The following is a 19,802-nucleotide window of genomic DNA, read 5'->3' as shown; positions in this document are numbered from 1 at the left end:
CCCGGCGCTTCTCGGGGCTGCCCGCGCTGTACTGGTTACTCGTTCAAGACACAGCCACTCAGAAGTGGATGTCGATGTGGTTGCCGTTGGCGACACCGTGGTCGAGCACGTCGTTGCCCGCGACCTTCACGTCGCCGATGACCTGGCCGAGGTCGTGGTGGAGGTCGTTGTGGATCTCGCCGACCTGCGCCACGTCCTGAACGACGTTGTGGCTCACGTCGACGACGTTGTGAACGTCCGCCACGTCCTTGACCAGCACGTCGGTGTTCTTGACGAGGACGTCGGTGTCCACGACGTGCTTCGCGAGGACGTCGGTGTCGATGTCCTTGACCAGCACGTCCGACACGCCGGACACGTCGTGCAGGTTCGCCACGTCGGTCACCTTGGTGACGACGTCGTTGCCGGTGGCGATGTCCGAGACGTTGGAGACGACGTGGGTGCCCTTCAGCACGGTGGCGTCGAGCGTGTGCGACACGTCGCCGAGGCCGGAGAAGTCGGAGACCAGCGCGGTGATCGCCGAGGGAGCGGCCGCGTTCGCCAGGCCGTTCACACCCGCGACGCTCTCGACGTTGCCCGCGACCAGCTTCAGGGTGTCGACGGCGGGCAGGTCGGCGGGCAGGCCGGCGGGCAGCTCGCCACCGAGGATGCCACCGACCGCGTCGACGTTCGCGACGGACGCGGCGTCGAGGACCAGGGGCAGGATGTCGTGCACGTCGCCCGCGGTGATGTCGCTCAGGCCGGCGGCCTCCAGGCAGCCCAGCGGGTCCTGCTGGAACGCCTCACGGGCGTCGAGGTCGGTCAGCAGGCCGAGGGTGAAGTCGTGCAGGGTGATCTGCTCGGTCTGCACCGTGGTGCCACCGGTCTCCACGGTGGTGTCGCCCGCGTGGACCGTGGTCGGGCCCGTCTGCGCCGTGGTGGTGGTCGCGGTCTGCTGCTGCATGGGACTCAAGCTCCTGTAGCTGGGTCGGGGGATGTCGAGTTGAACCGTATGGACGAACGACATCCCCCGGCATCGGGAGTTGGCCCCAGATCGTGACGAAACAAGATCCCTAGGGGGTTGGTCTCACCCGTTAGGGGAGTCCGGGAAGTCACCCTAGAGGGGGAGATTCTGCCCTCAGGGGCCGACGTAGTTCTCCGCGAAGGTCGCCCGATAGGCAGCCGACTCCGCCAGGTGCTCCAGCCGCGCCTGCGCCAAGCGTCCGAAGAACGGCGAGCCCACGTCGGTGTGGATCATGTTCACCATCCACTGGGAGAACTCCTGTGCCCGCCACACGCGGCGCAGGCAGTCCTCGGAGTAGGTCTTGAGACCGGTCTCCGATCCGGTCGCGTAGAACTCCGTCAGCGCACGTCCGAACGTTGCGGCGTCGTTCAGGGCGAGGTTCATGCCCTTGGCGCCGACCGGCGTGATGATGTGGGCTGCGTCACCCAGCAGGTAGAGCCGTCCGTACGACATGGGCTCCACGACATGGCTGCGCATGTCCAGCACGCGCTTCTCGATGATCTTGCCCTCGGTCAGCGACCACGAGGAACCGTGGAGTGCGAACCGCTTGTGCAATGCTTCCCAGACCTGTTCGTCGGACCAGTCTGAAGCATTCGTTCCGACCGGCACCTGGAGGTAGAACCGGGAAACGGTCGGGGACCGGAGCATGTGTCCGGCGAAACCGTCCTCGTGTAAAGCGTAAATGATGGCTTTAGTCGACGGAGGTGCCTCTGCGAGAATTGCCAGCCACTCAATTCCGTGGTGATGGGTGAATTCTGTCAGCACCCCCGCGGGAATGGAGGGCCGGCTCACGCCGTGGAACCCGTCACATCCGGCCACGAAGTCGGACGTGACCTTCGTGCGCACCCCGTCTGCGCTGGTCCAGGTCACGGAGGGCTGCGAGGACGTCAAGTCGTGCAACTCCACGTCGCTGACGGAGAACCTGATGTCACCCCCTGCGTCCAGGAATGACCCGATGAGGTCCTTGACGACTTCCTGCTGGGGGTACACGTAGTGCTGACGGCCTCCATACAGGTCGCTGTAGGCCACCTGGAAGGCTTGTCCGCTCACGCGGAATTCACACGTTCCGTGACGGTCTGCTTCCATCAGTAAACGATCCGCCAGGCCGAGTGACTCCAACATGGTTACAGAGCGATGTTCCAGGACTCCCGCTCGTGGCCGGGTTTCCACATGAGCACGACTAGCTTTTTCGAGGACGACGCAGTCGATACCTGACTGCTGGATCAGGTTTGCCAAGGTCAGACCGGCCGGCCCGGCGCCGATGACGGCTACAGCGCGCTTCAACTGGGGTTCTCCTAGCCCTAGACCTGCTGTGCTTAGATGCTCACCGCAGGTAGTGGACTGGAACCTGCGCGTGTCGGTCAACTGGGGTCTTTTGGAGCAGTATCACTACTCTGAGTGGTTGACCGTCGCGTTCACCCCGCAACGACGACACCGCTCCGACAGGAGAGTGCTCCCGATGACTCGAAGAGTCCGCCGTATGGCCGTCCGTGGCATCGCCCTTGCCACGATGCTCGCCACCGTGGCGAGCTGTGGACTGCTCGGCGGCAAAGAGCCGGCGCCCACCACCGACGCGAACGGGCAGGTGGAGAAGGCGAAGATCACCCTGGGGGTCCTGCCGATCCTCGACGTGGCCTCGGTCCACGTGGCGATCAAGAAGGGCTACTTCAAGGCCGAGGGTCTCGAGGTCGAGCTCAAGACGATCCAGGGTGGTGCTCAGGCGATCCCCGGCCTGATCAACAAAGAGCTGGACATGACGTTCGGGAACTGGGTCTCGTTCTTCGCCGCCCAGTCGAAGGACGCGGCCAAGCAGGTCGACGGCATCAAGCTCATCGCCGATGGCTACCAGGCCAAACCCGACATGTTCCTGATCCTGGCCGCCGGTGACTCGGCGATCAAGAGCCCCAAGGACCTGGCGGGCAAGACCATCGCGATCAACACGTTCAAGAACATCGCGGAGCTGACCGCGAAGGCGACCCTGGAGGCCGCGAACGTCGACCCGAAGTCGGTCACGTTCAAGGAGATGCCGTTCCCCGACATGCAGGCCGCGGTCGCGAACAAGACCGTCGACGCGGCGTTCATGGTCGAGCCGTTCATCACCCGCGCGCAGCGCGCCGCCGGCCAGGTCAAGATCCTCGACGCGGCCTCCGGCCCGACCGACAACATCCCGATCGCCGGCTACGCGACCAGCGGTCAGTTCGCCAAGGAGAACCCGAAGACGGTGGCCGCGTTCCAGCGCGCGATCGCCAAGGGTCAGGCCGACGCGGGCGACCGTCCCACGGTCGAGCCGCTCCTCGTCGACTACGCCAAGGTCGACAAGGAAACCGCTGCTCTCGTGCACTTCGGCGCTTTCCCGACCACGCTCGACGCGACGCGTCTGCAGCGCGTCACCGAGCTGATGCAGCGCTACGGCCTGTTGGACAAGGCGCTGGACGTCAAGCCGATGCTCGTCCAGCCCTCCGGCAGTTGACGAACAGCGCGGGTGGCTGTGATCGCGCCGTGATCACGGCTGCCCGCGCTGCCGTTTCGGCCGGATGAATTATCGGTAAGGGGCCGTTTAGCCGCCCAGCTCGAAGTTGTTGATTCTCGAACCAGCTGTTTTTGTCGTCCGAACGGCGGTATGAGAACCGTGCGTTTTACACCAAGATCCACCAGGTTTGCTGCTATTAAACGGGGCGGGGAGTGTTGACGGTGCGCGGTCGAGAGGACCAGCGAGGCATCGACCGGTTCCGCCTACGCAACTGGCGGCTGCGAAGCAAGCTCGCGGTGGTGTTGTTGGTTCCGGCCCTGAGCACCGCGACGCTCGCGGGCCTGCGCCTGAACACCCAGCTCGACTCCGTCGAGCTCTTCGGCACCGTCCAGCGCGAGCTCGCCGTCAGCCACCAGGCTGCGAAGGTGGAGAACGCGCTGCAGGTCGAGCGCGACTGGGCCGTGCAGTGCGTGGCCGCCGGCAGGCAGAACGCGTGCCCGGAGCACGCCGCCCGCACCGGCGTCACCGACGCGGAACTGGGCAGGTACCGCGACTCGGGCGCGACGACCACGGCGTTGAGCGCGCCGCTGCGCGAGGCGTTCGGCAAGTCGCTGCAGTCGCTCGACAACCTGGCGAGCCTGCGCGTCACGTTGCTGAGCACGAAGTACCCGGACATGGCCGTGATCGGTGCCTACAACCAGATCATCGCCTCGCTCGGCCAGGTGCACCGCGCCGCGATCTCCAGCCTGAGCGAACCGGCGATCGTTCCGCTGGTCGCCGCGGCCCAGGCGCTGTACCAGGCGCAGGAACAGCTCGGCCAGCAGAACTCGATCCTGACCGCGACCGCGCTGCGCAAGGGTTTCGCGCCCGGTGGCGCGGACGAGCTGCGGGCCGCGCAGTCCCGGCTCGACGCGGCGTTCAACGAGTTCAACGACGTGGCGTCCGCGCAGAACCGGCAGAAGTTCCAGGACAGGGTGTCCGGTTCCGCCGTCGACGGGCGCAACCGGCTGGTGAAGCTCGCACTGGCGCAGGACGCCGAGGACAAGGCGGTGTCCATCACGGACGCCGAGGTGCTCAAGATCGGTGAGGACACCGCGAACCTGGTGCGGGAGGTCGCGGCGGACCTGGAGAGCCAGGCCGACGCCACCACCTCGCGCCTGCAGAGCATCGCGCGCACCGACGCGTGGCGTGACGCCGCACTGGTCGCCGCGGCGCTGCTCGTCGCGTTCGGTCTGATGGCGATGGTCGCGCAGTCGATGCTGCGGCCGCTGCGCATCCTCCGCCGCAGCGCCCTCGACGTCGCCCGCAACCAGCTGCCGGAGGCGATTCGCCGCATCCGTTCGCACCGCGACCCCGAACGCGCCGCGGAGGAGGCGATCGTCCCGGTGCCGCTGCACACGACCGAGGAGGTCGGTCAGGTCGCGCGGGCGTTCGACCTGGTGCAGCGCGAAGCCGTCCGCCTCGCCGTCGAGCAGGTGGCCCTGCGCGCGAACGTCAACGACATGTTCATCAACCTGTCGCGGCGCTCGCAGGCGCTGGTGGAACGCCAGATCAGCGTGATCGACCGGCTGGAGCAGGACGAGCAGGACCCCGACCACCTGGCGTCGCTGTTCGAGCTCGACCACCTCGCCACCCAGATGCGCCGCAACAGCGAGAACCTGCTGGTGCTCTCCGGCACGACGGTCAACCGCCGCGTCACCCGCCCGGTCGCGATCGCCGAGGTGCTCGGTGCCGCGGTGTCCGAGGTGGAGAAGTACGCGCGCGTCCAGATCGCGCCGACGCCGGACCTGATGGTGCAGGGCCGCGTGGTCAACGACCTCGCGCACCTCATCGCCGAGCTGCTCGACAACGCGACGGCGTTCTCCAAGCCGACCACCAAGGTCACCGTGCGCACGATCGAGACCCGCAAGGGCGAGGTCGCGATCCGCATCCACGACCGCGGCGTCGGCATGCAGGACGCCGACATCGCCGAGTCCAACGCGAAGCTCGCCGAGCCGCCGGAGGTCGACGTCTCCGTGGCCCGCGAGATGGGCCTCTACGTGGTCGGCCAGCTCGCCAAGCGGCACGAGATCCGCGTGACGCTCGCGAACAACGACGACATCGAAGGCGGCGTCACCGCCCAGGTGATCCTCCCGGTCACGTTGCTGCACAAGGGCGCGCCGCCCGCGTTGCCGCTGCTGCCGTCGGTCACCTCGACGATTCCGCCCGGCGCGGTGGAGACGACCGGCGAAGGCCTGTCGGGTGTGCCGAAGTGGACGCCGGAGTACCCGGTCGTGCTGCCGTCGGCCTCCGAGGTCTCCGACGAGCCCTCCGGCCGGCACCGCATCGAGCAGACGTCGGCCGACGGCCTGTTCACCGCGCGCGTCGAGGCCTCCGAGACGTCCGCTGAGGACGGTTACTCGTACGAGCCGCCGATGGAACGGCCGGCCGAGCCCGCCGCGTCGGCGGACCCCGGCGACCCGGCGACCGAGATCTTCCCGGCCGTCCGCGACGACGTCGAGGAGATCTCCGCCGACAGCCTGTCGCGGTGGTTCCAGACGCCCGCCGCGGTGCCGCAGCGCGGCGGCGCCACCGTCGTCAACGTCAAGGCCGTCGACGTCAAAGACTCCACAAAGGACGTTCCGGCAGCGGAGCCGGAGCACGAAGAGTCCGAACCTCCCACGGTGAACGGGTTGCCCAAGCGGCAGCGTTCGCCGGAACCATCGAAGTCCGAGGCACCAACGGCGGTGCCGCGCGCGGTCGCCGACTTCGCCGAGTCCGACTGGGGATCGGCCGACGAGGGCTGGCGTGCCGCTGGGGCGCTGGAAAGCAGCGTGCCCGCGCAGACGACGGAGAACGGCCTGCCCAAGCGCGTCCCGAAGGCGCGCCTGGTGCCCGGTTCGTCTCCCAAACCGTCGTCACCCGTTCCCCAGCTGGCGGCCGTCGCGACGGGAGGTCGTTCCGCGGAACGGCTCCGGCAGCGGTTCGCCACGTACCAGAAGGGTGTCCAGCTGGGCCGTGAGTCGCTCTTCGACTCGGCCGTCGGCGGCATCCCCGTGATCGCAGAAAGGGAACACCAGTGACCACCGCGACTGAGGAACTGGACAACTTCAGCTGGCTGGTCGAGGACTTCGTCAGCAGGGTCGCCGGTGTCGCGCACGCGATCGTCGTCTCGGCCGACGGTCTGCTGCTCGCCTCGTCGGACCGGCTCCCGCACGACCGCGCCGAACAGCTCGCCGCTGTGTCCTCCGGCCTGGTTTCGCTGAACCTCGGCGCGGCGCGTTGCTTCGAGGCGGGTGAGGTGAAACAAACCGTCGTCGAGATGGAACGGGGCTATCTTTTCCTGATGTCCATCAGCGACGGGTCCTGCCTCGCCGTGCTCGCCGCGCCCAACTGCGACATCGGGCTCATCGGTTACGCGATGACCCGGCTGGTGGAACGGGTCGGTCTCCAGCTCACGCCGGAGATCCGTGCCCAGCTGCACGTTTCCATGCGAGCCTGAGTAGAGAGAAGTTCCCCATGAGAGACGGTGCTCCGGGTCGTCCGGGGTCACCTGGGGTGGACCTGACCGCGATGTCGGCGAAGATCGTCGTCGCGGGCGGGTTCGGCGTCGGCAAGACGACGTTCGTGGGCTCGGTTTCCGAGATCACCCCGCTGACCACCGAAGCCGTCATGACCCAGGCATCGGTCGGAGTCGACGACCTGTCCGCGGTTCCTGACAAGGTCACCACCACGGTGGCCATGGACTTCGGCCGCGTGTCGCTGGACAAGGACCTGATCCTCTACCTGTTCGGCACACCTGGACAGCACCGGTTCTGGTTCATGTGGGACGACCTGGTCCGCGGTGCGATCGGCGCTGTCGTGCTGGTCGACACGCGCCGGATCGACGAGGCCTTCGCGCCCATCGACTTCTTCGAGGACCGCGAACTGCCGTACGTGATCGCGGTGAACTGCTTCGACGGTCTCATGCACCACCGGGCCGAGGAGGTGCGGGACGCGCTGACGATCCCGTCGTCCGTGCCGATCATCCCGTGCGACGCGCGGAACCGCCAGTCGACGAAGCAGATCCTGATCGCGTTGGTGGAGCACGCGTTGCGCCAGCCTTCGTTCGCCTGACACGCAACGAAAGTCGGTACCGGGAACCCCTGCCCGCAACGCCGTGGGCAGGGGTTTTCGCCTGTTCGGCGGCGATCTGTTCGCGGTGCCGGTACGAGCACCTGCGAAGTGCCTGGACCGTGCCAGCGTTGATTGACTCTTGACTTTTCTTGTGCGCCAAGGCTTCAGCGATACAGTCGAGGAGCAATCACCCTGCATTGCGAGGAGATTCCTGTGTTCCTGCGCAAGACTGTTGCTGTGCTGGCCGGCGCCGCCGCCCTGTCTCTCGGCGTCGCGGGCACCGCACAAGCCGCTCGCACCATCACCTACGACTCCACGGGTGCGGCTCAGTACGAGTCGGACATCACGGAGGCCGTGAAGGTCTGGAACGGTGACGTGAAGAACGTCCAGATCAAGAAGGCCGCCCCGGGGACCCGTGCGAACTTCACCATCGTGTCCGACCCCGGCTGGCCGCGGGCGCAACCGACCACGCTCGGCAACGGCAAGATCTGGATCGGCAAGCAGGCCGTGGACCAGGGGTACAGCAGGGTCCGGATCGTCGCCCACGAGATGGGGCACATCCTGGGTCTGCCGGACGTCAAGCCCGGCCCGTGCTCCAGCCTGATGTCGGGCTCCACCGGCGGCGTCGACTGCCCGAACGTCCACCCGAACGCGGCGGAGAAGGCCCGCGTCGAGCGGCTCTTCGCCGGTTCCGCCAAGGCTGACCTCACCGAGAGCGTGGACGCGGCCTGACCGCGCCCGGTGGGTCTCCCGCGGCTACCGCGGGAGACCCACCGCCAGGTCGACACCCAGGGCGGTCAGCTCGTCGCGGTCGCCCGGTCCGCCGATCACGTGCAGGCCCGCCGACCGCAGCAACGGCACCATGAGCGCCAAACCCTGCCGCGCCAGCCGTTCCGACGGCGGTGGGGCGAGCCGGACGCCCCACACCGGGCTGCGATCCACAGTGGACAGACCGGCGAAACCGCCGCCGAACTCGTGCAGCAGCACGTGGACGCCCATGTCGTGCAGCACTTCGAGGTTCTCCTCGCCGTCGGGCATCGACCGCACGTCCAGCGCCAGGAACAGCGACGAGGCCGGGAAGGCGCAGGCGCGCAGGGTGGCCCGCACGTGCGCGGCCAGGTCCTGGTCCCGCGACTGGTCCCGTGACAACCGGATCAGCACCGGCTCTCCGCGCGAACACGCGTCGTGCAACACCATCTGCCCAACGCGCGCGGCCAGGCCCAAAGCATCCGCGTAGGCCACGACGTCGTCGTGCCGGGACGTGCCCCACCGCAGCGACGCCTCGACGAAGGCGAGCGAGCCCGACCCCCACGACACCGGCGCGTACTCGACCGAGATCTCGCCGTTCTCGAAGGCGCCGGGCATGGCCGCGATCCGCGCGAAGCGGGCGCGGTCGGAGAGGTCGGCCTCGTGGTCGTAGATCGCCCACTGCCGCTTGCCGCCGGTCTCGGCCCGTCGCAACGTCGAATGCGCACGGCGCAGCACCGCGTTCGGATCCACGCCCGGCCCGGACGTGTGCACGAAACCGATCGACGTCGACACCGCGACGCCCGCGCCCTCCAGGTAGACCGGCTCGGACAGCTCGTCGTCGATCATCTCGGCCAGCGCGGCCACGTCCGGGGAACCGTGGATCAGCACCACGAACTCGTCGCCGCCGATCCGTGCGACCACGGCGTCCGGCAGCACCACCCGCAGCCGTCGCGCGACCTCCACCAGCACCGCGTCCCCGGCCGCGCAACCCAGGCCGTCGTTGACGATCGTGAGGCTGTCGACGTCGAGGTACCCCAGCGTGTGCGGCTCACCGGACGCGAGCGCCGACTCCAGCTTGTCGGTGAACGAGGCGCGGTTCGGCAGCCCGGTCAGCAGGTCCGTCAACGACTGGTGCCGCAACCACTCCTGCAGCATCCGCTGCTCGGTCACGTCCTCGATCAGCGCGACGTGGAACTTCGGCAGCCCGTCCGCCCCGCGCAGCACGGACAGCACGATGTTCACCCACACCGTGTCACCGTTGCCGCGCACCAGTTGCCACTCGCGCCGATCACTGTCCACAGAGGACGCGATCATCCGCTCGCAGGCCGACGCCAGCGCCAGTGCGTCGGCCTCGGCGAAGAGCTCCTTGGGCATCTCCTCGTGGCCGAGCATCCGCACCAGCGCCTCGTTCGCCTCCACGACCGTGCCGAGCAGGTCGAAGATCGCGATACCCACCGCCGTCGACGCGAAGACCTGGGCGAACCGGGCCTCGCTGTCGTGCAGGTCGCGCTGTGCGTCCTCGACGGCCTTCAGCAGCGCGTTCTTGACCTTCTCCTGCTCGGAGAACAGCTGGTCGCGCGTGGCGCGCACGTACCCGGCCGCGAGCTCGCCCAGCACCTCGGGAGAGACCTCCGGCGCGAGCACCTCCAGCGTCCGCCGCAACGAGTCGGGACCGGTGAAGCGCTTGCGCACCAGCCATTTCCCGACGGCGGAGGCCTCCTGCCCAGCACGCAGCCGGGCGGCGTGTTCGTCGAGGTGCTGCGTCAGCTTCCGCCGTGACATCGGCGAGTACGCGCTCTCGATCAGAACGGCCGCCCAGCGCTGTGCGAGGGGCGAGGTGGTCATCAGGGTTTGCGCCCCACCGCGGCGTAGAGGTTCGCCTTCGACGGGTCCTCGCCGACGTCCTCCGGCGTCTCCGGTCGCCACTGCGGGGTGAACACGATGCCGGGCTCGACGATCTCCAGTCCGGACAACATCTCCGCCACCCGGGCGCGCGTGCGTGGCGTGATCGGCTCCGCGGTCTTCGCGAAGATCTCCTTCCCCGCCGCCATGGCCGCCGGCATGCTGTCGGCGGTGAAGTGCGACAGCGCCAGGTACGAACCGGAGGAGAGCGCTTCCACGTAACGCGACAGCACGCCCCGCGGGTCGTCGGAGTCGGGGATGAACTGCAGGACGCCCACGACCAGCAACCCGACCGGCTGCGAGAAGTCGAGCAGGTCCCGGGCCTGCGCCACGATCTTCTCCGGCTCGCGCAGGTCACCGAGCAACGCGGTCACGTTCGGCTCGTCGGCCAGCATCAGCTCGGCGTGCGTGATCGCGACCGGTTCGAAGTCGACGTACACGACCTTCGACTCGGGGGCGACCTCGTGCGCCACCTCGTGCACGTTGCCCACCGTCGGGATGCCCGACCCGAGGTCGAGGAACTGCCGGATGCCCAGACCGGCCAGCTCCAGCACCACGCGGCGCAGGTACGCCCGGTTGCGCCGGGCCATGTCCCGCACGGGCAGCACCCTGATGAGCGCCTCGGCGGTCTCGCGGTCCGCTTCGAAGTTGTGGCCGCCGCCCAGCAGGTAGTCGTAGATCCGGGCGGAACTCGGCACGTCGACGTTGACGCCCTCCGGAACCCAGCTGACTCGATCGACCACGGCCCACACCTTTCGCGACGCGAATTCGGAGCGCGGACAACCCTAGTGGCCGCAGAGGTGGGCCGAACGAAGGAATTCCTCCATCACTCGAATGGTGCTCAGAGGATGAACCAATCGGTGCAACCGTGAGCGAACCGGAACTTCACCGGTCCGCGCGGTGCACTCCCCATCACGAACATCCCCAGTTCGTCGACCGCCGCTGTTTCGTGCTCCCCGTTCGGCGTCACCAGCGTGACCGATCCGGACGCCGGCATCAGCTGACCGGTGATCCCCGCCGCCGACACCTCGACCTGCAGCGACACGCCGTCCGCGTCGAACACCAGCTGCCGCGCCGTCGTCGTGGACCTCGCGCGGTCGAACAGCGTGTCGTCCAGCACGGAGTCGTACGACGTGAGCAGCAGCAGCTCCTCGTCGATGGTCCGCCAGGTGAACGCGGCCTTCGCGGCCTCCACGAACTCCGGCGGCACCTCCTCGGAAGGTGTGCTCAAGGCGTCCCGCAAGGCGTCGAGCAGCATCTCGTCACTGTCCCAGTCGTGCCGCACCCAGCACACCTCCTCTCGCTGACGACTTCTTCTGGGGCGATCCCAGGAACGCTGCGATCGCGGGGGTCTTGCGCAACTTCTCCAGGCAACGTATCCGGGTCGGGCCGATGCTGCCGATCGGCATCGCGAGCTCGTCGCTCACGACCTGGTAGCTCGGCGGCGGATCGGTCATCAGCTTCGTCAGCAACCGCTTGCACTGGTCCGTGAGCTCGGCGAACCCGTCCCGCAGGGCCTGCCGCCGCTCCACGGCCAGCAGGTCCGCCTCCACGTCCGCGTCCACCTGCTCCGACTCCAGCGCGTCGGACTCCGACAACGGGTCGTAGAGGTGCGTGCGCTGCTGCACGCGCAGCACGCGCAGGCACTCGTTGCGGGTGGTCGTCATGATCCAGCCGGGCAGTGCCTCGGGCTCGCGCAGCCGTCCGATCTGCTCCACCAGCCGAAGCCACAGCGTCTGGTTCACGTCGGCCGCGTCCGCGGGGCGCAGCCGGTGCTTGTAGATCACCGACACCACCAGCGGCGTGTAACGGTCCACGATCTCGTTCCACGCCGACTGGTCGCCCTCGGCCGCCGCGCGCACGAGCGCGGCGATCGGGGATCCTGCGGTCACGTCGACTCCTCGCGGTCACAACTGGCGGAGGCCGAGGTTGCTCCCCAGATACAACTATTTGACAAAAACTCCGTAGCCGGGGTGGAACTCGGCACCGTCCAGCAGCTTGTCACGCGCCTGACCGGCGCTGATGCCGTCCGCGGCCATGACGGCGGCGATCCGGCCCGTCATCCACGGCGCCGAGAACGACGTGCCGGCCCAGTACGCCCAGAGCGTGAACGGGGTGAAGTCCGGCTCGCCCGGCAGCTTCCACTCGCCCTTGAGGTAGGTCGAGGACCGGTTGCCGATCGCGCACGCGTTGACCCAGTGGCCGAAGCTCGAGTAGCACGCGGGGATGATCGAGCCGTCGGCGTTCTGCGCGAGTGCCGAGACGGCCGTCACGCCGCAGAACGCGGCGGGCCAGCTCGGTCGCTGGTCGCCGCGGTTGCCGGCGGACGCGACCACGACGATGTCGCTCGGCAGGTTCTGCAGCGTGAGACGCAGCGGTTCGGACGCCACGTCGTCCTCGGTGTAGCAGCCGAGCGAGAGGTTCAGGACGTTGATCTTCTTGCGGCCCAGCTCCGTGATCTTGCGGCAGAGCGTCTCCTCGTCGCCGAGGCCGTTGGGGTCGAGCGCGACCTCCGGGTCGAACGTGACGCCGGGCGCGGCGCTCTGGATGACGCCCGCGACGAACGTGCCGTGCCCGCCCTGCAGCGCGAAGAGGCTGCCGGCGCTGTAGGCCCTGTCGACGTCGTCGGCTTCCTCGGCGTATCGGCCCTTGAACCAGTCCGCGTGCTCGCTCGTCGCGTTCTGGGCGATGCCGGTGTCGATGATCCCGACCCGGATCGCGGAGTGCCGGTCGTCGGCCTTGGGCGCGGACAGCGGGTCGGTGGGGCGGGGGCGGTCGCCGGGGTTGCCCATCACGTTGCCGCCGTGGCCGACGATCACGTGGTGCGGCTGCACGAGCGGCACCCGCTCGTTCGGCCAGTTTCGTTGGTCGCGCAACAGTCGCACGATGCGCGGAATGTCTTGGGCGTTGTTCGGGAGGATCAATCGCGCCATTCCGGCGAATCCTTCGCCGGGGCGGGCGTCGATATTGTTCTGCCGCAGTTTTGCGATCACCCGGTCGAGATCGGCGGTGCCGACCAGGAGCTGGCCGGGACGATAAAGGAATTCCCGCCCGCGTTCGGCGTGGAAGCCGATGTTCTTGTCATCGGCGATGAGCTGCTGAAATGCTCTTTCGTAAAGCTCAGAACGTTCCGACGGTTTCGTCACCAGGGCCTCACAAAGTAGCGTCGACTCTCCACCCCGACCGAGCTTGATCAAACTACCACACCCGATAAAGTGGCGCCGTGACCGACTTTTGTGCGGAGGACGCGCTGGAGGCCAGGCAGCGCAACCCGCGTGCGGCCGTGGAGATGGCTCGCGAGGTGCTCCGCACGACGGAAGATCGCTCGGAATGGGCGATCGCCGAACGGGCGATCGGACTGGCGCTGCGCGAGCTGCACGACTACAGCGGCTCGATTCGCCACCTGCGCCGCTCGATCCGCATCGCCACCGACGCGTCGTTGCCCCGCTTGTCCGCTCTGGCGCAGATGAGCCTCGCGTGGGTGCTCGCCTACACGGGCCGGCACCGCGCTGCCCTGCGCGCGCTGGACGTCGCCATGCCGGAGCTGACCGGTGCCGACGCGGTCGCCGCGCTGATGCAACGCGGTGTCGTCTTCCACTACCTCACCCGCTACGACGACGCCCAGCGCGACTACACCGCGGCCATCGGCGGTGCTCGCCGCGTGGAGGACAAGCTGGTCGAGGCGCGCGCTTACAACAACCGCGGGCTCGTGCGCGCGTACGTGGGCAACATGCGCGAGGCGGCCGCGGACTTCGACGTGGCCGCTTCGCTGCTCGGTTCGCTGGGGCAGGAACTGGGCGTCGCGGACGTGCACTGGAACGCGGGCATCATGGCGACGCGGTCCGGTGACGTGCCGGCCGCGCTGACGTTGTTCGACAAGGCCGACGAGGTCTACCGGCGGCTCGACGTGCCCCGGCCGGCGCTGCTGGTGAACCGGCTGGAGCTGCTGGTCTCCGTGCCGCTGGTCGACGAGGCCCGTGCGGCGGCCGACCGGGCGATCACCGAGCTGAAGGCGCTGAGGAACCCGTTCGCCACCTCGGAGGCGCTGTACTTCCGCGCCAGGATCGCGCTGCTGGACGACGATCCGGGCGCCGCCAACGCGTTCGCCGCCGAGGCACGCCGCCGGTTCCGCCGCGAGCAACGCCTGCTGTGGGCGGCCGGCGCGCGCTACCTGGAGCTGCACGCCGCGGTGCTGCGCGGGGACCGCACCCGGCCGTTGCGGCTCGCGCTGTCCCGCGTGGCCGCCGAGCTCGACGCGATGGACTGGCGCCTGCCCGCGCTGGAGGCCCGCATCGACGCCGGACTGGTCGCCGCCGACCTCGGGCATCGTGCGCGTGCGGTCGCGGAGCTGTCCGTGGCGGCGGCGGCGCGGTCGCGCGGACCGGCCGGGCTGCGGGTCCGCGGCTGGTACGCGGAGGCGTTGCGGCGCAAGCTTTCCGGTGACATCCGCGGCACGTCCGCCGCACTGCGCCGCGGTATTTCGTTGCTGGACGAGTACCGGGTGTCCCTGGGCGCCGCCGAGTTGCGGGCGTCCACCGGCGTGCAGGGGCAGGCCCTGGCGCTGGAGGGGCTGCGGCTGGCCGTGGCGTCCGGGAACGCCGGGCGGGTGCTGTCGTGGACCGAGACCTGGCGCGCGGGGGCGTTGCGGATGAAGTCCGTGTCACCGCCGGACGATCCGCGCCTGGAGGACGCGCTGGCGTCGTTGCGGGCGGTGTCCGCCGACATCGAGTCGGCGGTGCTGGCCGGCAAGCCCGCCGGCGCGTTGCGCGTGCAGCTGGTCCGTGCCGAACAACGCGTCCGCGACCTCACCCGGCAGATGTCCGGCGGGGGAGCGGTGTTCAAGCCGCCGTCGGTGGCTTCGCTGGTGAGTGCTCTGGGTGACGCCGCGCTGATCGAGTTCGTCGAGTACGACGGTTCACTGATGGCCGTGGTGCTGGCGGGTGGCCGGGCCTCGCTGCACACGCTCGGTCCATTGGACGGCGTGGTCCGCGAGATCCGGTTGCTGCGCTTCGCGTTGCACCGCTTGGTGACGCTGCCGCCGCGACTGCCGAACCTGGCCGTGGCGCGGTCTTCCGCGGCGCACGCGGCTTCTCTTCTGGCGCAACGGTTGCTGGCACCGCTGGCGGCCCGGATCGACGGACGGCCGCTGGTCGTGGTGCCGACCGGGGCGCTGAACGGCCTGCCGTGGGCCGTGCTGGAGCGTCAGGTGACCGTGGCGCCTTCGGCTTCGGTGTGGCTGCGGGCCTGTTCGGCCGCCGACGCGGGCGGGGAGGCGGTGCTGGCGGCCGGACCGCGCATGACCGCCGCGCCCGCCGAGATCAAGGCGATCAGTGCGCACGTTCCTGGCCGTGTCCTGGTCGACTCAGAGGCGACCGTGAGCGCCGTTGCGTCCGCAATGGACGGTGCGGCTCTGGCGCACATCGCCGCCCACGGCTCGTTCCGCGTCGACAACCCGTTGTTCAGCGCCTTGGAGCTGGCGGACGGGCCGTTGACCGTCTACGACATCGAACGGCTGCGGACGCCTCCGGCTCGGGTGGTGCTGTCGGCGTGTGACACCGGGCAGTCGGCGGTCCGTCCGGGGGACGAGCTGATGGGGTTCACGGCGGCGCTGCTCGGGCTGGGGACGCGGACGTTGATCGCGCCGGTGGTGCCGGTGCCCACCGACGGGACCGCGCCGGTCATGGTGGAGCTGCACCAGAAACTGGCCGCGGGGATGGCGCCGGCGGAGGCTCTGGCGGCGGTGCAACGGGCTGCGGCCGACGACGCTGCTTATGCTGCGGCCGTGGGGTTCGTGTGCTTCGGCGCGGGCTGATCACTTCCGCGGGCGCTTGGAGAACAGCGCGCCTTCGGCGGCGCAGCCGCGGGTGGCATTCGGTATGTCCGAAGGTGCCGCCATCCCGACGGTGACGGTGCCGTCCGCGAGGCGCACGCCCTCAAGGCACTTGTCGCGGCCACCGTTGGCGACGACGCCGATTTCGCCGTTCTCGACGGCCGCGTCCAGAGTGGGCTCGCGCCACGGCTGCCCGTACTCGTCGGTCGGCAACGGTGGCAGCTGCGCGCGCACCGCGGTGAGCACCTCGTCGCGGCTGGGGGCTGGTGGTAGTGCGGAGAGGGCTGCTTTGAAGGCATCCGCGTAGTTGCCGGGCACGCCGTCATGCGGGATGCCCGGCGGGAGCAGCGCTGGGGCGCCGGGCGGGCAGTGGACTCGGGAGGGGCCGTCGGCGAGGCCGAAGTAGTTGAACTCCATGCGATAGCACGCGGTGACGGCGTCCTTGTGAACCCACAAGGCGTTGTACTCGTCGTGGTGGATGCGGATGACCAGGCGCGAGCTGGGCTTCTTGGTGTCGGTGAGGCGGTTGCCGATGTCGGTGAACTCGATGACGTCCCAGCCGCCGCACTGGCTGTACCACTCCAGCTCGCGGCGTGCGAACGCGGCCGCGCTGTCCGGCACCGGATACCTGGCGAGGCACTCCGCCGAGCTGTCGGCGGAGTCGTCGGTGGCCCCGTCGCCCGCTGGTCTGGCTGCGAAGTACGCGAGCACGGCGAGCACGGCCGCGAGCAAAGCCACGATCCCCCAGGGCTTCATGCGGGCGACGCTAGTGCGTTCCGGTCCGAGGCATTCCAGAACTCAAACGTTTCGCTTATGTTGCTCGGCATGACAACGAGGTCGTGGTGGGGCTGGGGCACCGTCGAGGACGCCGTCACCCCCGCCGAACGCCGTGAGCTGGTCTCCCGCGTCCGCGCGGTGTTGCCGGACGCGGACCTGACGTTCCACGCTCCGCCGGACCCTTCGTCGCTGGACGTTCCGCCGCCGCGGATCTCACCGCCTGGCGGGCTGTACTCCGCTGACGTCGTCGACCGGCTCAGCCATGCCCGTGGTCAGGCCTATCGCGATGTCACCAGGAACCTCGCCGGTGAGGTCGGGCCGTTGCCGGACGCCGTCGCGCGGCCGCGGACCGAGCAGGACGTCGTCGACGTGCTGGACTGGTGTTCGTCCAACGGCGTCGCGGTGATTCCGTTCGGTGGCGGCACCTCGGTGGTCGGCGGGGTCGAGCCGCGGGATCTCGAACGGGTCGTGACGCTGGATCTGTCGTTGCTGGACCGGGTGCTGGAGGTGGATGCCGTCAGCCGTGCCGCGCGGATCCAGGCCGGTGTGTTCGGGCCGTCGCTGGAGGCGCAGCTGAAGCCGTCCGGGTTGACGTTGCGGCACTTCCCGCAGTCGTTCGAGTTCTCGACGCTGGGCGGCTGGCTCGCGACCCGCGCGGGCGGCCACTACGCCACGCTCTACACGCACGTCGACGACCTGACCGAGTCGTTGCGGGTCGTGACTCCCGTCGGGGTGTCCGAGTCGCGGCGGTTGCCGGGGTCGGGCGCCGGGCCGTCACCCGACCGGCTCTTCCTGGGTTCGGAGGGCACTTTGGGCGTGATCACCGAGGCGTGGCTGCGGTTGCAGTCGCCGCCCGTCTTCCGCGCCGGCGCTTCGGTGCGGTTCGCGTCGTGGGAACGGGCGGTGGAGGCGACGCGGTTGATCGCGCAGTCGGGGTTGCACCCGGCGAACTGCCGTCTGCTGGATCCGGCGGAGGCGTTCCTCAACGCCGGTGCGGCTTCTTCCGTGCTGGTGCTGGCTTTCGAGTCCGCTTCGCACCCGGTCGACGCGGTGCTGGCACAGGCGCTGGAGCTGTGCGGCGACGGCGAGGTGGTCGAGGGCGCGGCACAGCGGTGGCGGAGGTCGTTCCTGCGCATGCCCTATCAGCGCGACGCGATGGCCCAGCACGCGATGATCACCGAGACGTTCGAGACGGCCTGCACCTGGGACCGGTTCCCCGCGCTGCACGCCGCTGTGGTGGAGGCCGCGACACGGGTTCTTCAGGACGTGTGCGGGGCCGGCATCGTCACGTGCCGCTTCACCCACGTCTACCCGGACGGCCCGGCGCCCTACTACGGCATCTACGCGCCGGGCCGGTGGGGCAGCCTCACCGCGCAGTGGGACGAGATCAAGGCCGCCGTGTCGGAGGCGTTGATCTCGTCGGGCGGCACGATCACCCACCACCACGCCGTCGGCCGCGACCACATGCCCTGGTACGCACGTCAGCGCCCGGCTGTTTTCGGTGCGGCGCTGTCCGGTGCCAAGGCCGCGCTGGACCCGGCCGGGGTGCTCAACCCCGGCGTCCTCACCACACGATCGACCTGAGGATCAACGCCGCGAAGAACACGACCGTGAACGCGAGGTCCAGCCCGAACCCGCCGAACCGCAGCGGCGGCAACACCCGCCGCACCGGCGACAGCACCGGTTCGGTCACCGCGTGCGTCACCCGGCGCGTCTTCCACACCCAGTCACCCCGCGCCTCCAGCGTGACCGCCCAGTCCACGATCATCCGGCCGATCATCACGAGGATGAACAGCGTCAACAGCCACCCGAGCACGAAGCCGACCAAGCCGAACAACATGGCCTCCCTTTGTCCTGTATGTCCATGAAGCCACACGAATCTGAGAGGCGCCTGGCAACTCGCTGAGACAGTATTCAGCCTGTGGCGTACGACGAGGGTTTGGCCCATCGCCTGGGCGATGCACTGGTGCCGCTGCCGGGCATCATCGCGAAGAAGATGTTCGGCGGCATCGCGTTCCTGTGGCACGGGAACATGCTGGTGGGCGTGATCGGCGACGACCTGATCGCCCGCGTCGGGCCGGACGCGCAGGAGGACGCGCTCGCCCGGCCCGGCGCGCGCGTCTTCGACTTCACGGGACGGCCGATGAAGGGCTGGGTGATCGTGGACGGCGGCGCCGTGGCGGAGGACGAGGCGCTGGAGGAGTGGATCGGCAGGGCGCGCGAGTTCGTCGAGGCGCTGCCGCCGAAGTGACCGGTCACGGCCGCTCGCGCGGCGGTGGGGCGAGTCGTTCGAGGGCGGCTCTGGTCAGCTCCGCCTTGTTGCCGAGCTGGAGCTTGGCCCGGATTCGTTCCACGTAGGTGTCCACAGTGGCCTTCCGGACGTCGAGCCTCGTGGCGATCTGCGCGTGCGTGAACCCCTTGGCGACGAGGTTCAGCGTCTGCTCCTCGCGAGGCGACAACGACGGGCGGGCCTCGCTGGGGGCGGGCGGGGGAGCGTGCCGCACCAGCTCGTTCTGGATCACGTCGGCGAGCTCCCCGGACAGCAGGAATCCACCGGCGGCGACGGTCTCGACGGTCGACACGATCAGCTCGGGGCTGGACCGCTTGGTGATGTAGCCGTTGGCGCCGGCCCGGATCGCGCCGAGCACGTCGGCCGCTCTCCCGGAGGCTGACATGATCAGCACTCGGTTCGTCCTGGACAGTTCGGCCACCTCGGCGAGCGCGGGCGTGTCGCCGTCGAGGTAGAGGTCGAGGATCAGCGCGTCCAGACCGGCTCCGCGCTCCAGCTCGCGGCCCAGCTCGGCCACCGAACCGGTGCTGCAGACCACCTCGATGTGCGAGGCAGCGCTCAGCACGTGCTCGATGCCGAGCCGGGCGATGGGGTGGTCGTCGACGACTGCCACGCGGATCGCGTCGTCCCGGCGCACGTCTGCGGTGCTGGTCTCGTCGCTCATGCTCTCACGGTACGTAGCGGGACC

At 69.1% G+C, this 19,802-nt stretch carries 19 protein-coding genes; 9 read left to right on the top strand and 10 right to left on the bottom strand.

Annotation, left to right across the window (positions count from 1 at the left end; genetic code table 11):
- Nucleotides 1–58 precede the first annotated feature (58 nt).
- The gene (locus ABZV40_RS33780) at nt 59–940 is read right to left on the bottom strand and encodes an IniB N-terminal domain-containing protein (protein ID WP_355450869.1); all 882 of its coding nucleotides are present in this window, start codon (nt 938–940) and stop codon (nt 59–61) included.
- 174 nt (nt 941–1,114) lie between these two features.
- Nucleotides 1,115–2,284 (bottom strand): 4-hydroxybenzoate 3-monooxygenase, encoded by a 1,170-nt coding sequence (locus ABZV40_RS33775; protein ID WP_355450866.1) that lies wholly within the window; start codon nt 2,282–2,284, stop codon nt 1,115–1,117.
- 175 nt (nt 2,285–2,459) lie between these two features.
- On the opposite strand from ABZV40_RS33775, the gene ABZV40_RS33770 reads away from it, so the two are divergent.
- The 5 genes from ABZV40_RS33770 to ABZV40_RS33750 all read left to right on the top strand — a co-directional run bounded on the left by ABZV40_RS33770 (nt 2,460) and on the right by ABZV40_RS33750 (nt 8,297).
- On the top strand, nt 2,460–3,470 hold the full coding sequence (locus tag ABZV40_RS33770; RefSeq protein ID WP_355450863.1) for an ABC transporter substrate-binding protein: 1,011 nt from the start codon (nt 2,460–2,462) through the stop codon (nt 3,468–3,470).
- A 221-nt stretch (nt 3,471–3,691) separates the two neighbouring features.
- Entirely contained in the window at nt 3,692–6,532 is a 2,841-nt protein-coding gene (locus ABZV40_RS33765; protein ID WP_355450860.1) for a nitrate- and nitrite sensing domain-containing protein, read from the top strand.
- Nucleotides 6,529–6,951 (top strand): roadblock/LC7 domain-containing protein, encoded by a 423-nt coding sequence (locus tag ABZV40_RS33760; RefSeq protein WP_030468876.1) that lies wholly within the window; start codon nt 6,529–6,531, stop codon nt 6,949–6,951. Before ABZV40_RS33765 ends, ABZV40_RS33760 begins: the two co-directional genes overlap by 4 nt.
- 71 nt (nt 6,952–7,022) lie before the next feature.
- Nucleotides 7,023–7,565 carry an ATP/GTP-binding protein gene (locus ABZV40_RS33755; protein WP_355450960.1) on the top strand — a complete coding sequence of 181 codons (543 nt, stop codon included), beginning with the start codon at nt 7,023–7,025 and terminating at the stop codon, nt 7,563–7,565.
- Nucleotides 7,566–7,778: 213 nt separating this feature from the next.
- Entirely contained in the window at nt 7,779–8,297 is a 519-nt protein-coding gene (locus ABZV40_RS33750; RefSeq protein WP_355450857.1) for a snapalysin family zinc-dependent metalloprotease, read from the top strand.
- A 24-nt stretch (nt 8,298–8,321) separates the two neighbouring features.
- On the opposite strand, the gene ABZV40_RS33745 is transcribed toward ABZV40_RS33750, so the two are convergent.
- The 5 genes from ABZV40_RS33745 to ABZV40_RS33725 form a co-directional block, all read right to left on the bottom strand.
- Nucleotides 8,322–10,160 carry a diguanylate cyclase gene (locus ABZV40_RS33745; RefSeq protein WP_355450854.1) on the bottom strand — a complete coding sequence of 613 codons (1,839 nt, stop codon included), beginning with the start codon at nt 10,158–10,160 and terminating at the stop codon, nt 8,322–8,324.
- Entirely contained in the window at nt 10,160–10,960 is an 801-nt protein-coding gene (locus tag ABZV40_RS33740; RefSeq protein ID WP_355450851.1) for an SAM-dependent methyltransferase, read from the bottom strand. The genes ABZV40_RS33745 and ABZV40_RS33740 overlap by 1 nt, the downstream gene beginning before the upstream one ends.
- Before the next feature lie 98 nt (nt 10,961–11,058).
- Nucleotides 11,059–11,502 carry a hypothetical protein gene (locus ABZV40_RS33735; RefSeq protein WP_355450848.1) on the bottom strand — a complete coding sequence of 148 codons (444 nt, stop codon included), beginning with the start codon at nt 11,500–11,502 and terminating at the stop codon, nt 11,059–11,061.
- Entirely contained in the window at nt 11,480–12,109 is a 630-nt protein-coding gene (locus ABZV40_RS33730; RefSeq protein WP_355450845.1) for a sigma-70 family RNA polymerase sigma factor, read from the bottom strand. Before ABZV40_RS33730 ends, ABZV40_RS33735 begins: the two co-directional genes overlap by 23 nt.
- A gap of 54 nt (nt 12,110–12,163) precedes the next feature.
- On the bottom strand, nt 12,164–13,051 hold the full coding sequence (locus ABZV40_RS33725) for a S8 family serine peptidase (protein ID WP_355450842.1): 888 nt from the start codon (nt 13,049–13,051) through the stop codon (nt 12,164–12,166).
- Between ABZV40_RS33725 and ABZV40_RS33720 the strand changes: the two genes are divergently transcribed.
- Nucleotides 13,022–13,381, top strand: coding sequence for a hypothetical protein (locus ABZV40_RS33720; protein ID WP_355450839.1), 360 nt, complete (start codon nt 13,022–13,024; stop codon nt 13,379–13,381). The two genes, ABZV40_RS33725 and ABZV40_RS33720, sit on opposite strands and share 30 nt — an antisense overlap.
- A gap of 59 nt (nt 13,382–13,440) precedes the next feature.
- Nucleotides 13,441–16,029 carry a CHAT domain-containing protein gene (locus ABZV40_RS33715; protein ID WP_355450836.1) on the top strand — a complete coding sequence of 863 codons (2,589 nt, stop codon included), beginning with the start codon at nt 13,441–13,443 and terminating at the stop codon, nt 16,027–16,029.
- Here ABZV40_RS33715 and ABZV40_RS33710 read toward each other — a convergent pair whose 3' ends face one another.
- The gene (locus ABZV40_RS33710) at nt 16,030–16,803 is read right to left on the bottom strand and encodes a hypothetical protein (protein ID WP_355450833.1); all 774 of its coding nucleotides are present in this window, start codon (nt 16,801–16,803) and stop codon (nt 16,030–16,032) included.
- A 69-nt stretch (nt 16,804–16,872) separates the two neighbouring features.
- Between ABZV40_RS33710 and ABZV40_RS33705 the strand changes: the two genes are divergently transcribed.
- Nucleotides 16,873–18,408: an FAD-binding oxidoreductase gene (locus ABZV40_RS33705; RefSeq protein ID WP_355450830.1), complete on the top strand. Its 1,536-nt coding sequence runs from the start codon at nt 16,873–16,875 to the stop codon at nt 18,406–18,408.
- Here the strand turns inward: ABZV40_RS33705 and ABZV40_RS33700 are convergent.
- Nucleotides 18,389–18,664 carry a YggT family protein gene (locus ABZV40_RS33700; protein ID WP_355450827.1) on the bottom strand — a complete coding sequence of 92 codons (276 nt, stop codon included), beginning with the start codon at nt 18,662–18,664 and terminating at the stop codon, nt 18,389–18,391. The genes ABZV40_RS33705 and ABZV40_RS33700 overlap by 20 nt on opposite strands.
- Before the next feature lie 81 nt (nt 18,665–18,745).
- Here ABZV40_RS33700 and ABZV40_RS33695 point away from each other — a divergent pair, with 81 nt between their 5' ends.
- Nucleotides 18,746–19,075, top strand: a complete 330-nt coding sequence (locus ABZV40_RS33695) for a TfoX/Sxy family protein (RefSeq protein ID WP_355450825.1) — start codon at nt 18,746–18,748, stop codon at nt 19,073–19,075.
- Nucleotides 19,076–19,079: 4 nt separating this feature from the next.
- Here the strand turns inward: ABZV40_RS33695 and ABZV40_RS33690 are convergent, their stop codons facing one another.
- Complete coding sequence (locus tag ABZV40_RS33690; RefSeq protein WP_355450822.1) at nt 19,080–19,778, bottom strand: response regulator transcription factor; 699 nt, start codon at nt 19,776–19,778, stop codon at nt 19,080–19,082.
- Nucleotides 19,779–19,802 lie beyond the last annotated feature (24 nt).

It is taken from the genome of Lentzea sp. NPDC004782 (genome assembly GCF_040609115.1).
Lineage (GTDB): Bacteria > Actinomycetota > Actinomycetes > Mycobacteriales > Pseudonocardiaceae > Lentzea.
Note: the sequence above shows the minus strand (reverse complement) of the source record. Positions and strands in the feature narration are given on the sequence as shown.

Excerpts from the sequence above, each read along its gene's own strand:
- ABZV40_RS33710 (WP_355450833.1), bottom strand. The coding sequence starts at position 16,803 with ATGAAGCCCTGGGGGATCGTGGCTTTGCTCGCGGCCGTGCTCGCCGTG.
- ABZV40_RS33690 (WP_355450822.1), bottom strand. The coding sequence starts at position 19,778 with ATGAGCGACGAGACCAGCACCGCAGACGTGCGCCGGGACGACGCGATC.
- ABZV40_RS33755 (WP_355450960.1), top strand. The coding sequence starts at position 7,023 with ATGTCGGCGAAGATCGTCGTCGCGGGCGGGTTCGGCGTCGGCAAGACG.
- ABZV40_RS33700 (WP_355450827.1), bottom strand. The coding sequence starts at position 18,664 with ATGTTGTTCGGCTTGGTCGGCTTCGTGCTCGGGTGGCTGTTGACGCTG.
- ABZV40_RS33780 (WP_355450869.1), bottom strand. The coding sequence starts at position 940 with ATGCAGCAGCAGACCGCGACCACCACCACGGCGCAGACGGGCCCGACC.
- ABZV40_RS33770 (WP_355450863.1), top strand. The coding sequence starts at position 2,460 with ATGACTCGAAGAGTCCGCCGTATGGCCGTCCGTGGCATCGCCCTTGCC.
- ABZV40_RS33705 (WP_355450830.1), top strand. The coding sequence starts at position 16,873 with ATGACAACGAGGTCGTGGTGGGGCTGGGGCACCGTCGAGGACGCCGTC.
- ABZV40_RS33745 (WP_355450854.1), bottom strand. The coding sequence starts at position 10,160 with ATGACCACCTCGCCCCTCGCACAGCGCTGGGCGGCCGTTCTGATCGAG.